The sequence below is a fragment of the Chitinophaga sp. S165 genome, from assembly GCF_003182155.1.
Lineage (GTDB): Bacteria > Bacteroidota > Bacteroidia > Chitinophagales > Chitinophagaceae > Chitinophaga.
The window spans coordinates 433,218-446,121 of sequence record NZ_QGTG01000006.1; the positions used below are offsets into that span (position 1 = coordinate 433,218).

The following is a 12,904-nucleotide window of genomic DNA, read 5'->3' on the forward strand; positions in this document are numbered from 1 at the left end:
TGCTCATAAAAAAAAAAGGATATATCATCACATCAATGGTTGTTCTATGGAATAAAGCCGGACCGCTATCTGCCGATTGCCACAGGTGACGTGTACGCAGAAAGGCTGCGTGGCAACTTTCTATCTTCATACTGTTCATTGTTCGTTAACCAATTCCGATTTATATAACCCTCCATTTAACCTTTCTGTACTCAGGCACTTCTGTAACCATAGAAAAACCTCAAGTTTCACTAATTAATCATTCACTATGCAAATTACCTTCAACGGAGTTACCCCTTCCTTGCCAACTGTGGCTAAATGGGACATGTATGAGGCAATGATAGACCTCGACGCTACCTACACTAATCCATACGACTATGCCGACATCTCCATTCAGGCCGTTTTCACTTCACCTACCGGCGTTCAACGCACTGTAGACGCTTTCTGGATGGAAGATGCCAGCATTAACGTTCCTTACGACAAATGCTTCCATCTGCGCTTTACGCCAGATGAACAGGGCCAGTGGACCTATGTACTCTCAGGCAGCCTGCAGGGCGGTGCAGCAACAACAAGCGGTCCTTATTCCTTCACCTGTTCAGGCATTTCTGCAACCGGCAAGGGCTACATCCGTAAGACTAACACCAGCTACCTGCAATGGGACAATGGTACTCAGTACATTCCTGTGGGTGAAAACCTCGCGTACCCGAATACTGATGTTATTACATTCTATAATCAGGAACTCAGTAAGCTGGAGCCGACAGGCGTCAATTTCATCCGTATATGGATGGCCACCTGGGGAGTTGCACTGGAATGGACGAACACAGAGAACGTGAACGGATTCAATAAGCTGAAACAGTATAAACAAAGCGCAGCGAAAGAACTGGATTACCTGCTTGCCCGCGGACAAACAAACGGTTATGCCATCATGCTTGCCATTAATTACCACAACCAGTTTGTAGTAGGTGATGAATGGGAGGATAACCCTTACAACACCGCGCAAGGTGGTCCCTGTGCTACACCGCTATCATTTTTTTCTGACAGCACCGCAAAAGCGATCTTTAAAAACCGCTTACGTTATCTCGTTGCAAGATGGGGATATGCAGGCAGTCTGCACAGCTGGGAATTCTTCAACGAAGTAGATAACACCAACTACTACAAAGGTGAAGTCGAGCACGTTCCCTATGATAATTCAGCTGTTATCGATCAATGGCATGTTGAAATGGCCGCTTACCTGAAATCAATAGATCCTTATCATCTCGTCACCACATCGTTTGGCAATGAGATTTACGCAGACGGTACCTGGAGCTGCCCTGACATAGATTTCACACAGGTACACAAATATAAGCAAGACCCACGCATGCCTCGTCTGCTGGCGAACCTCAATCAACAACGTCTGAATACCTACTCAAAACCTGTATACGATGGCGAGTTTGGTATGATCGTCTACGCTGATCAGGCAGTAAATGTTGACCCCAATGGTATCAGTATGCACAATGTAATGTGGGGTACTCTGCTAAGCGGCGCTATGGGCAGCGCTGCACCGTGGTGGGAACATTGGGTAGATGAGCAAAACCTTTATCCTCATTTCTCACGGCTGGCAGCATTTAAAGATGTGGTCCCCTTCGTGAGCGGCAACTACCAGAAAGCATTTCCCACTTACTCAAACACTGCTCCTGTCGATCTGACTATCATTCCTGAAGAGGTATGGCCTGTAGACCCCGATGATCCCGCACCCGTATTTGATTTCACATTAGACAATGAAGGTGAACTGACGCCTGGGTTAAGCCGTCTGTCTCAATTCATCTGGGGCATCAACGGCAATATGGACCTGCGCAGGCCACCCACCTTCCACGTGAATTATCTCCAGAGCGGTAGCTTCGTGGTAGTAACAGCGAACGAGATCAGCAACGCTGGTGCCCGTATCAATATCTATGTGGACGACGTACTCGTACTCGATCAGGTAGCGCAGACAAACACATCGTACCAGGTATCGGTGAGTGCAGGACAACATACCATCAAGGTGGATAACCGCGGAGATGACTGGATACTGATAGCACAATACAAGTTCCTTAATGCGGTAGGGCCTTACAACCTCTATACCCTTAAGAGTGCTGATAGTACGCAGACAGCTGGCTACATACTAAACAGGCGTTACAACCATCAATATTTCCTCGATAATAACAATACGCCGCCACCATCCGTTGCCGCCGGAGCGGTGATCAGCATACCTGGTATGAACGACGGCAGCTATACTGTCAATTTCTACGATTGTGCACCTGCCGCAGTGACCACCCCGGCGCAGCCTGTCACAACGTTTACAGCTAATGCGGTTAGTGGCATCCTTACGTTCGTGCTGCCGGAGATCTCATGGGATCTTGCATTTACTGCTACCCGGGGCAACAGCACGCCTAACGCGCTCACTACAACCGTATCAGTGATCCCTGCACAAGGCTGGGCAGCACCAACAGCTGCTACTTTCAGCGTTGATAACACCGGCATAACACCAGATGCCTCGCACCTGGGCATGTTCATCTATGGAAGTCTGGCTAATACACAATATCGTAATCCGCCAACCTTCACGGTCAATTACGCACAGGCCGGGTATTTTGAGATACATACCGCCGCTACCATATCAGCCGGCTTCCCGCAGGTAACAGTGTACATAGATGGTATGCTGGTGCTTGACCAGCCAGCCTTTATTGATACATCCTATTCAGTTGTCATCACACCGGGTATACACGAGATCAAAGTTGATAATTCCGGAGGAGACTGGATGCAGGTAGATCATTATGCATTCGTACCATCGCTTACTGCGGATGTTCCGGTACCTACACAGACTGCTGGCGCCAGGACCGTTGTACCTGGCTATCCCTGGGGAAACAAGGCACCGGTAAACGCCTTTACACTTGATGCCAATGGCACATTGACACCAGATGCTTTCAACCTTGCCATGTATGTCTATGGCGAACCTGCGCATCCGGAGGCCTACAATCCTGCCACCATCAATGTTAACCTTCCGCAGAACGGATACTTTAAGCTGACGATAGGAGATACCGTTTCACAAAACGGTGCGCGGGTAAGCATCTATGTAGATGACGTGCTTGTCACCGATCAGATAGCATTCCCTGATCTATCATATGTAACTACCCTTACTGCGGGTACGCATAACATTAAGATCGATAACCGGGGGGGCGACTGGTATCTTACTGGTTCACTCGTCTTCGACGTTTTGTAGTAACGATATCAACTGGTACGGAAATGCCTGTTGAACTGAACCTGAGAAAAGATGTTATAAATGTGTACTTAAATGCAGGTTCAGACGAACCTGCAAGAGCTGGAAAAGCGTAAAGGCCGGAAAGTATTTTCTCCGGCCTCTACGCTTTATTGCTTGGTATTGAGGCCTTTCAAATTAAATAATCTCTATGATTATAAAGTTATTAGTTGACATATATTTAGTATGAAATATTTCTAGGTATTAACAACGAATTAACCTCCCAACGTCAGCATAAAACTATTTTTGAAAATATTTATTTATTCAAATAGTCCGTGAATAGTTTATGGATAAGATATATAAAGAATGGTTTTCACAAATTAAATATAAAGTTCAGCAGGCACAGTTGCGGGCCTCTAATAACTTCAATACTATTCTGATTGAACTTTACTGGGATTTAGGGAAAGAAATCGTGACAAGGCAGTCCGAGTTTAAATGGGGCGATAATTTTCTACAACAACTATCAACGGACTTAAAAGCAACTTTCCCTCAAATAAATGGATTCTCCCGTAGGAATTTATATACAATACGGCAATGGTACCTGTTCTTTTCCCAACAGTTTGAATTTGTGCCACAGCCTGTGGCACAATTGCCTTGGTCATATCAAAGGGTATTGATTTCCAAAGTGAAAGATATAGACATAGCCATTATTTATGCAGGTGCCACTCATAAAAATGGTTGGTCGCGTGATACCTTGGAAGCAAATATAAAAAGTAACTACCATTTAAGGTTGGGAAAGGCTGATCATAATTTTAAAACAACGCTTCCCAAACCTCAATCCGATTTGGCAGTAGAAAGTATAAAAGACCCATATCACTTAGAGGAATATGGAGAAGGGCCTGATCGATGAACACTAGTTGGCATACACGCCGAGCCGGTCATCTTACCATGATTCACAGAAAAGTGATATTTTCAAAGATCATAAGCCCCTTTTTACTTAATGCAAATAAAATGGAAGGATCCTCTCTTGCACTTCCGCTTTATTGCCTGGTAATAGAACCAAAGCGCCATAAAAGTAGTAGTAGAACATTAAGCGCGGTTAGCATACACAAATATAGGATGGGTTTATGATGATAAAGACCCTGGCACATCCGGCTTACGGATGTTAGTGCGGTTATACATAAGAAGATCAATGACAACTTATCTGCCTTGACAAATCTATATCTGCCGGCAAGATACAGGAGCAACTGACCACTTACAATATGAACAATGTACCAGGTAAGAAACTGTTTGCCAGTTAATTGATATGGGAACCAGCTGGCCAGGAATAAGCCGCCATACAAACAGGGTAATAGGAGATAGCCAGCTATGGTCAGCAGGTAACCTGCTTTATTTATTGGTGCTGTATTTCTTTGAATCATAAGTTTGTTTTTGATTTAACTACCACATCCTCCGCATCCGCCTCCACACCCGCCACCGCATCCACTGCTGCAACTGCTTCCACCACCACTTCCGCAACTACCACTGTCGTTCTCATTATTTTTTCTTTTCTCTCCGGTTTTATTTACTCCTGAACCACCTATGACTAATGAGATGACTATTATAAAACCTATGATAACAATAGGAATTACGCCAGACTTTTCATTGCAGGAAGTAAGAAAGATGAGTGTCAGTAGGAGAGGAAGGAGGGTTATTCTTTTTAAGAACCGGAAGAGAAAGTTATTGGAGGAATGTTTGTCGTCCCAGAATTCAGACGGTGGTTCTGTGTTAAAAGTATTGCGGTAAAGATCTAGCGTATCTATCCGCCAGTTTTCATGTTTGTCCCTTTCCTGTGGTCCGCCTGCTGAAGGATGGTGATGGATATTGCGGTTCAACGTTTTTCCGCAAAATTCTTCCCAGTAGCTTTGTGTGTAGATCAGGTGAAGATGCCATACCTCATCGATCACTTTGGAAGGAGATGCTCCCTGTGGCGAGATGCAACAGAGGAAGATAAACTTCCGGTATTCTTCTATGGCTTTCAATCCAAAATTGTAGTCCCATTTGTTCTCCCGTGCAAGCCTACGCGAAAACGGGAGCCGGGAATCAGGTGCATCAAATGGAAAGGATTCGATCCTTTGCCATAGCAATTCCTGTTCTTCCCTCGTAAATGCTGTTGTTTGATTCATAATAGTTTGTTTTCATGTTAATACAAAACTCGCCTTGTTCGCGGAGATGGACGTATTGGAATTATCGTTTGGAGACTTATTTTCGTATTAAAATCGTATTATGACAACAGACGAGCTGGCGCACCTCGAACGGCTAATGAATTACATTGCCCACCATTTTATAAAAAAGAGCAGCTGGGAAGATGTGTCAAAGGCTGAATGGCTTTACATTTCAGCCGAATTCAATAAGTTAATGCAAAAAGGTAAGCAGCTGGAGGAAGAGACGGCTTTCCTGGGTGACAATTATTTTTATGAGCACCTCATCATTAAAAGGCTGAAGGCTGCAAAGGCGGGAAAGGCATTGGCCGGCATTAGCAGCCCCAACTTTGGGAAAATGAATACCATAGCCGGAATACTGGGCTATGACAGTTATATGGACTTCCTCAGGAATGCCGCCACAGTTTTTAGTTTCCATGAGCTCAAGATCAATATCCCACTCGGAGTGGTCAACACCGCATTACTGGACCACCTTACGGGATGCTGGTATTGCTACAATAGTAATTTGCCACTCACAGGCCCCGGCGCTAAAGAGGAAAGAGTAAGGCGTTCAGCCCTGGAGATCTATCAGTCAGGAGATGAATACCTCGTCGAACGCAGCGGTAAGGATAATCATATGTATTACGGCAAGATCACCGCCTATGCCGATTACATTTTCATCATCATGAACAGCACTACGTTTATCCGTCAGAGGCATTTTATTGGACGTGTGAAAGATGCTACCCGTAAGCTGAAGCAAAAAGATTTCAGTGTGGACCAGATGAATTTTGTAAGCACGTGCGTTAGTTTCAGTGAAGATCCGGTAGCGCTGAACGAAATATTTGACCGCGTACCTGCAGGCGATTTTGAGAAGCTCTCTGTTGATCTTCCTTTAAGCAGTCCGGATCTGCCGCCTCATATCCTGGAACAACTTAAGAATAAAGGCCTGCATCAGATCTCTGATTATTGATTGTGCAGCCACAGTTAGCGCTTTATTTAGTCTGATTAACGTGCCATTTTTTAATTTATAACTCCAAAACAAACATTATGTCTCCAAAGGAATTTAAGAAAAATTGGAATGCTCCGGCCGAGCCTCTACGTCAGATCTCAGGGAATCGTCTGGCCGCTTTTAATCTTCATGATGATACCAGGATCTTTTTAGCCTTTGCAGGCCTTCCTGCATATGCGGCACCTTATTTGTCATTTAGTGAAGATTCTGATGATGAAGTTTATGGAATAAATAATTTAGTCGATATTTTTGAAACGGACGAAACAGATGGGGACCGCAATGATCCGGGAAAATATGTTGTTATTGGCTCCTGCCGGGATGGTGATCTTATTGCTATTAAGACAACTGAAGGAGATAAGATCTTCGAATTAGATCACGAAGATCATTTCACCCCTGCTTATTTTAATGTTTCCATAGAGGCATTGGCAGATTTCTTAATTATCTATAGAGATTTTGAACATGCTGTGATTGCTGCACACGGAGAGGAGAAACACCGTAATGGGTATTTTACAGATGAGCAGTTTGAGGAACTTAAAGCTAAGATGAACACTGTTGATCCGGATGCGTTAACTGAAGATGGTTTCTGGAAAGACCAACTTGAAATAAAATACTCATTACGGAAAGAATATCTTCGTGAACAATCATAGGCGGCATCTATGATCCCGGATCACTTCTTTGGACTTACAACAGCTTCTATCATTTTTTATGCCCTGTAGCCGAATGTTTTAGAAACCAATATTATTACTAGTAGGTTAAAATAATATATGGTTAGCTTTCTATAAAAGGCTTAAAAATTACTTATTTTAGAGAAATCCCAAATCAATATCAATGCGATTGTCTCAATTTGTCGTTTGTATTCTGCCGTTACTGCTGATTTATTCTATAACGCGCGCCCAAGCCTCCAGTCAACATCCTAAAAAGCCAACCATTGAAGCTGATAGTAGTCGACCAGTGCATACGTCAGCTGAATCCGCAAATACTAAGTCAGGAACATCGGATGAGGCTAAATCTCATACCTGGATGGAGATAGCCAACGCCTTAGGTTCTGTAGCTACAGCGCTTGGATTTTTAGTGGTGATCATCCAATTTACCTATACCAGGGCAAAAGATAAAAAGGATCTAATAAGAGCGGAAGAAGAGAAGGCGATGGATTTGGTTGGAGCGCAGGAAGAGCAGGTGCGAATGAAACGTGAATTTGACTTGCAATTGGCTCAGAGCCACATCCAACAGTTTGAATATTCTTTATTTAGCTTGCTGAACCTGTTCAACCAAACAGTGTTACAATTGAAGTTTAAAGAAGTAAGCTACCGTCCGAACGATCCGGCCGCCGTTGAAGAGCATGGTCGGGCAGTTTTTAATATTACAAAGGAATTTATAGAGCGAATATGCGAAATAGAGATTTCTGACGATCCCAACGATCCGGATAATTTTTTTAAACATCCGGTGAGCTCCGTGGCAGAGGCCCGAGATCACATGATTGAATACTATCAAAGGATCTACTATCAAGAATTTGAGGAAATTTTGAACCACTACTTCAGGAGCCTGTATCATATCTTTAAATACATCGACGAATCAAAGCTGATACTTGATGAGCACCGGCCTTATTATGCAACCATTGTACGGTCTCAGTTATCGCAAAACGAGCTGCTCGCTATCATGTTTAATTTAATGATAGAAGGCTACGGCTATCCAAAATTTCTGCGGTTGGATAAAAAGTATAATATTTTGAAAAATTTTCGCAGAGATGCCCCTAGCCTGGAACATTTCTACAGTTTATATACTGTTATTAAGGATGGTATAGATAATGAAGATGGAGATGATGGGATCAATCCTAAAGAGCCATTCCAATAGGATGAGTTTACCTGCTAAAGATAGGGTTATGCGAGATCTGTATTAATTAGTAATTGCAGAACTTTGGCGCTTTTACTAACTTCAACTTTTCACCAAACCTACGGACCCATGCAAGACCTGCATAATGAAATAATGCAACTTCGTCGTCAGATGAACTTTTTCCGGATGTACGCTATCGTTAGCTCCGTATTAATACTCGCATTCATTGGCTACGGCTTTCGAAAAGCCGCACAGGACGATATCATCAAAAATCTGCGGGCGGAAAAGATCGAAATAGTAGAGCCGGATGGCACCGTCAAACTTGCCCTGTTCAATAAAGACAATCTGCCTCCTGCAATCTATAACGGTAAGAAAATGTCCCGACAGGGTGGAGGTGAATCAGGACTGATGTTTTATAATACAGAAGGAGAAGAATGTGGTGGGCTGATCTATTCCGGGCAGGGAGAAAATAATAAGGGAGAAAATGAGTTGAGCATTACCTACGACAAATACAAGCAGGACCAGGTGGTACAACTATCTTATATCCAGCGGGCAAATGGAAATCATACCAAAGGACTGACGATCTTTGAAAGACCTGACTTTTCAGTCGATAAGGCAATGGCAACACTCGATTCTATTCGCAGTCATGTAAAGGACCCGGAGGAGCAGCAAAAGGTTATAGATAATCTAAAAGCAGCCGGTTACTTCGGATATACAAGGATGTTTGCAGGACAGCAAGGCCAGCGTACAGGTATATTTGTACGCGACACGAAGGGACGCATTCGTCTGGAGACGATCGTTAACGAGAACGATGAACCTGAGATTATCTTTTATAATGAAGATGGCAGCATTCATAAGAAGATAAGCTATTAATTTATCGCCTTATGGAATTAAGTTTAAACCTTGTATTGCTCACATTTGGATCAAACATGCTTTTCAGACCTTCTGCAAGCACCAGGTAGTCATGCATCGCAGGTTTTGCACATTGGTGGTCTTTATAGGTTCATGAAGCCGGGCGTTAAGGCTTTCAGTATATTGAAGCAGTAATTGCTGGTTAACTAAAAAACGTTCGCTGCCATCGGGCAAAAGATAGCGGCCATTCCCCATATCTTGTACCAGCGTTTCGATACCGATATCCGAAGCCAGCCTCGCAAATAAATACCCGCCAGGTTTCAGCACCCGCCACATAGAGTGGATCATATCATGGAAATGATCAGGACTTTTAGCAAAGTGTAATACTGCGCTGCTGATCACCAGGTCAAAATAGCTATCATCAAAAGGCAGGTTTTCAGCAGAGGAAACGACAAAGTTCTCTTTAGAATTAGTAGGAGACTGTGTCTCTGATAATTGCCTGACTGCTGATATCGCATCGGGATTAGGGTCAATACCGTACACTTCATAACCGTTTCTTAAGAAATAAACGATGTTGCGTCCACCTCCACAGCCCGCGTCTAGCACTTTTTTACATTTACCATATGTTCCTTTAAGCAGTTGGTCAAACAGGTAAATGTCTATATTCCCGTAAAGTTGCTGAATATCTGATTGCATAGGTCAAAGTTAACGTATTAGGAAGTTCGATGGTTGTTTCTGACTGATCGTGATTAGATAGATCTGTACCGTTGATCGTGTTACTTGTTCCGATGAATGAAAAGACTCACCAGGCGGTGTATAATAACTGTCTGTAGGATCGACGATCTCATAATCAGTTTTAAGCCACCATTGCAGATGCGAATACTTCCCACAATCAAAGAAGATGAAATAGCTATCCTCATCCATGCCTGCAACAAAATGTACATCCCCCGTTTCTAACGATTTTACAATCATGTTTTTATACTAAAAAAGTATACAAATATAGTTTAATTTCAATATATTTATCCTTTGCTAACGTTGACTATCATACGTTTTTGAGCTATCTGTTATCCGGCAGACAGGCATTTATGTTGAAATAGATAGTGACGGATCCTTAATATTATTTTTTGCAATACTTTCTTCTTCTATCTTTGGGTGTTTTTTGAAGCTGGACAATTTTAAAGCATCCCTTTACCTTTATATCTATATCAATGTACCAATCCTTGAAGAGCAGGCATTTACTGTGTATCCTCTTTATTTTTATCTCATTGCCTGTTTGGGCGCAGCTGTCTCCTACATCTATATCATCTGTTTTCCCGGTTACCGGTGCGGTGGGAGACACCATCACCATTACTGGCAATAACTTCGCACCTACGACTGATGAAAATATCGTCTATATCGGGAATATAAAGGCGCAGGTGATATCGGCAGGCAGTACGGAGCTAAAAGTGAAGATCCCCGCAGGTATTGGCAACGACCCTGTATCGGTTACCGCTAATAATCTCACCGCATGGTCTGATGTAAGGATCACGCTTACTTTTCCGGTGAACAACCAAAGGTTCAGACCATCCTCTTTTGAAACGAAGATAGAAGTGAAAGGGAATTCCATTGCTGCATTAGCTGATATTAACAATGATGGTAAATTGGATCTGTTGTACAGGGATCCCTACGGACTTGCTTTGGCACGTAATACAAGTACTGTTGGGAATATCAGTTTTGCTGATCCGGAAGTCTATAAAATGGATAACGTATCCTCCATTGGGACAGCAGATCTGGATGGAGATGGCAAAACGGATATCGCCTCTGTTTCTTATCCTGGTGATCATATAGTTATTTTTCGCAACACCGGTGATGATCTGAGTGATACCATTCATATACCCCTGATGGTCGAATCAGAATTCTCAAGTTTATTTATATCAGACGTTGACAATACAGGGAAGGCCGATCTGTTCCTTTGCAGCGGCAGCCTACAAGAGGTATACCGGTTTAAAAACAATAGTACGCCCGGCCATATGTCTTTTCAGCTTTGGTCGATTTACAATAATGATATAGCTATTATTCCATGGAATATGGCATTTGCCGATTATGATGGAGACGGGAAAAAGGATATGGCTATATGTGGATATGGTAAATATCTCCAGGTATTCAGAAACTTCGAGTACTTCGGCTATTGGTTCCGTAATCCGTTGAATATTGATATTACGGACAGAGGTCCTACACCTAGTGATTTTAATGTGTTCAGTGCAGACATAGATCAGGATGGTAAAACTGATCTGCTGACCTCTAATAGAAATTACAATAGCGTTTCCGTTCATCTGAACAGCGCAGTGCCGGGAAAAATAGCTTTTGCGTCACCTATTTATTTCAAAACAGAGGAGTCAGTTGATTGGGTGTCAGCCAATGATATGGATGGAGATGGCAAAAAGGACCTGGTGACCAATAACTATTTCGAGTGCAGTATGTCGGTGTTTAAAAATATCAGCGATAGCGATAAAGTGCAGTTCGCAACACCAGTAAAATATCAGATCGGCAATAACTTTTATGGCTATAATTATATGAATCTGACCGGCGATCTGGATGGCGATGGTAAACCTGAAATGATGGCTTGTCAGACAGGTGACCGGATCTTCATTTTAAAAAATGATATTAAGCCAAACACAAATGTACATGTATGTATGGGTACAGATACGGCCCTTACGTCTCCATTGTCAGGAAACATATATCAGTGGCAGGTTGATATGGGACAAGGGTTTGTTCCTGTCGTGGATGATAGTGTTTACACAGGCAGTAATAGCGTACGGTTGAGCATCCGGAACGTACCGCTATCTTATCAGAACTACCTGTATCGTTGTCTGGTAGATGATAAGCATGAGCAGGTATTTACACTGATGATAGATACCGTGAGAATACCGGACATAACGATCAGTACAGATATGAACAATGTCTGCCCGGGTGCGACCGTAGCGTTTTCCGCGACCTATAAAGATGCTGGTTATGCGCCTTCGTTCCGATGGCTGATCAATGGTTTGCCTACGGATAGTATTGGACTAAAATACACTAGCGGCACATTGGAAGATGGGGACAGCATCTCCGCAGTGGTATATGGTGCCGCCACCTGTTCTCAGCACGTGAATGATACGAGTAACGTTATCATTATGAACGTATATCGGGTTACATTACCGGTAGTAACTATCACTGCTAAAGACAGTGTACGTGTGAATGAGCAGTTTGTCATTGCTATCCGTATCAGTAGTAGTGTTTACCCCACGTCGTCGCTTACCTTGTTTCAGAGTACTAACGGCGCTGCATATGCTCCTTATGTGTATTTGAGTAATATCGACTCAGCCAGTCATACTTTTACTATTAGTGATACAAGTAGTGTTGCTGGTATAAAAAAATATTTTATAGAAATAGAAGGATACAGTATTAACGGATGTCCAATAACGGCGGTCAGTGATACCATTTCTGTGATTGTATCTAAACCTGAAAGTACATCTCCTTCTGATGAACCTCCCGGAAGATTATATCCCAATCCTGTTACGGATCAGCTGACAGTAAGTGATCTTGACATTAATGATGGATGGGTAACGATGGAGATAAGAAGTATGGATGGTTCGCAGACTCCTGTTATTTATAATGTTGTGGGGAAAACCAGTCTGAATATCAATCTAACTGCATTGAACAAAGGTTTTTATATGGCGGTGTTAAAACGGAAAAGCGGAGCGCCAAAGATTATCCGGTTTGTCAAACTATAATTTAATATTTATATAAAAACGTGGGCGTCTCATAAGTTTGAGACGCCCTTTTCAATTTTATCTTATTATATAACCTGTTTTTGTTTGTCTG

General features: G+C 42.8%; 10 protein-coding genes. 7 read left to right on the forward strand and 3 right to left on the reverse strand.

Going from position 1 to position 12,904, the window contains the following annotated elements; genetic code table 11:
• The first annotated feature begins 247 nt into the window (after positions 1–247).
• Entirely contained in the window at positions 248–3,214 is a 2,967-nt protein-coding gene (locus tag C7475_RS23100) for a DUF5060 domain-containing protein (protein WP_110055768.1), read from the forward strand.
• A gap of 322 nt (positions 3,215–3,536) precedes the next feature.
• A complete protein-coding gene (locus C7475_RS23105) occupies positions 3,537–4,100 on the forward strand; it encodes a DUF1016 N-terminal domain-containing protein (protein ID WP_110055769.1) in 564 nt (187 codons plus the stop codon).
• A 526-nt stretch (positions 4,101–4,626) separates the two neighbouring features.
• Here C7475_RS23105 and C7475_RS23110 read toward each other — a convergent pair.
• A complete protein-coding gene (locus C7475_RS23110) occupies positions 4,627–5,355 on the reverse strand; it encodes a hypothetical protein (RefSeq protein WP_110055770.1) in 729 nt (242 codons plus the stop codon).
• A 100-nt stretch (positions 5,356–5,455) separates the two neighbouring features.
• On the opposite strand from C7475_RS23110, the gene C7475_RS23115 reads away from it, so the two are divergent.
• The 4 genes from C7475_RS23115 to C7475_RS23130 all read left to right on the forward strand — a co-directional run bounded on the left by C7475_RS23115 (position 5,456) and on the right by C7475_RS23130 (position 9,082).
• Positions 5,456–6,340 (forward strand): hypothetical protein, encoded by an 885-nt coding sequence (locus tag C7475_RS23115; protein ID WP_146217626.1) that lies wholly within the window; start codon positions 5,456–5,458, stop codon positions 6,338–6,340.
• Positions 6,341–6,417: 77 nt separating this feature from the next.
• Positions 6,418–7,026, forward strand: coding sequence for an SUKH-4 family immunity protein (locus C7475_RS23120; protein ID WP_110055772.1), 609 nt, complete (start codon positions 6,418–6,420; stop codon positions 7,024–7,026).
• Between the two features lie 181 nt (positions 7,027–7,207).
• Positions 7,208–8,230 (forward strand): putative phage abortive infection protein, encoded by a 1,023-nt coding sequence (locus tag C7475_RS23125; RefSeq protein WP_110055773.1) that lies wholly within the window; start codon positions 7,208–7,210, stop codon positions 8,228–8,230.
• A 108-nt stretch (positions 8,231–8,338) separates the two neighbouring features.
• Positions 8,339–9,082: a hypothetical protein gene (locus C7475_RS23130; RefSeq protein WP_146217627.1), complete on the forward strand. Its 744-nt coding sequence runs from the start codon at positions 8,339–8,341 to the stop codon at positions 9,080–9,082.
• A gap of 63 nt (positions 9,083–9,145) precedes the next feature.
• On the opposite strand, the gene C7475_RS23135 is transcribed toward C7475_RS23130, so the two are convergent.
• Both C7475_RS23135 and C7475_RS23140 read right to left on the reverse strand, forming a co-directional pair.
• Entirely contained in the window at positions 9,146–9,757 is a 612-nt protein-coding gene (locus C7475_RS23135) for a class I SAM-dependent methyltransferase (protein WP_110055775.1), read from the reverse strand.
• Between the two features lie 9 nt (positions 9,758–9,766).
• Entirely contained in the window at positions 9,767–10,033 is a 267-nt protein-coding gene (locus tag C7475_RS23140) for a hypothetical protein (RefSeq protein WP_110055776.1), read from the reverse strand.
• Positions 10,034–10,269: 236 nt separating this feature from the next.
• Between C7475_RS23140 and C7475_RS23145 the strand changes: the two genes are divergently transcribed.
• Entirely contained in the window at positions 10,270–12,813 is a 2,544-nt protein-coding gene (locus C7475_RS23145) for an FG-GAP-like repeat-containing protein (RefSeq protein WP_110055777.1), read from the forward strand.
• Positions 12,814–12,904: the final 91 nt, after the last annotated feature.

Coding starts and splice junctions, on each gene's coding strand:
- C7475_RS23105 (WP_110055769.1), top strand. CDS start 3,537: ATGGATAAGATATATAAAGAATGGTTTTCACAAATTAAATATAAAGTT.
- C7475_RS23115 (WP_146217626.1), top strand. CDS start 5,456: ATGACAACAGACGAGCTGGCGCACCTCGAACGGCTAATGAATTACATT.
- C7475_RS23120 (WP_110055772.1), top strand. CDS start 6,418: ATGTCTCCAAAGGAATTTAAGAAAAATTGGAATGCTCCGGCCGAGCCT.
- C7475_RS23110 (WP_110055770.1), bottom strand. CDS start 5,355: ATGAATCAAACAACAGCATTTACGAGGGAAGAACAGGAATTGCTATGG.
- C7475_RS23140 (WP_110055776.1), bottom strand. CDS start 10,033: ATGATTGTAAAATCGTTAGAAACGGGGGATGTACATTTTGTTGCAGGC.
- C7475_RS23125 (WP_110055773.1), top strand. CDS start 7,208: ATGCGATTGTCTCAATTTGTCGTTTGTATTCTGCCGTTACTGCTGATT.
- C7475_RS23145 (WP_110055777.1), top strand. CDS start 10,270: ATGTACCAATCCTTGAAGAGCAGGCATTTACTGTGTATCCTCTTTATT.
- C7475_RS23100 (WP_110055768.1), top strand. CDS start 248: ATGCAAATTACCTTCAACGGAGTTACCCCTTCCTTGCCAACTGTGGCT.
- C7475_RS23130 (WP_146217627.1), top strand. CDS start 8,339: ATGCAAGACCTGCATAATGAAATAATGCAACTTCGTCGTCAGATGAAC.
- C7475_RS23135 (WP_110055775.1), bottom strand. CDS start 9,757: ATGCAATCAGATATTCAGCAACTTTACGGGAATATAGACATTTACCTG.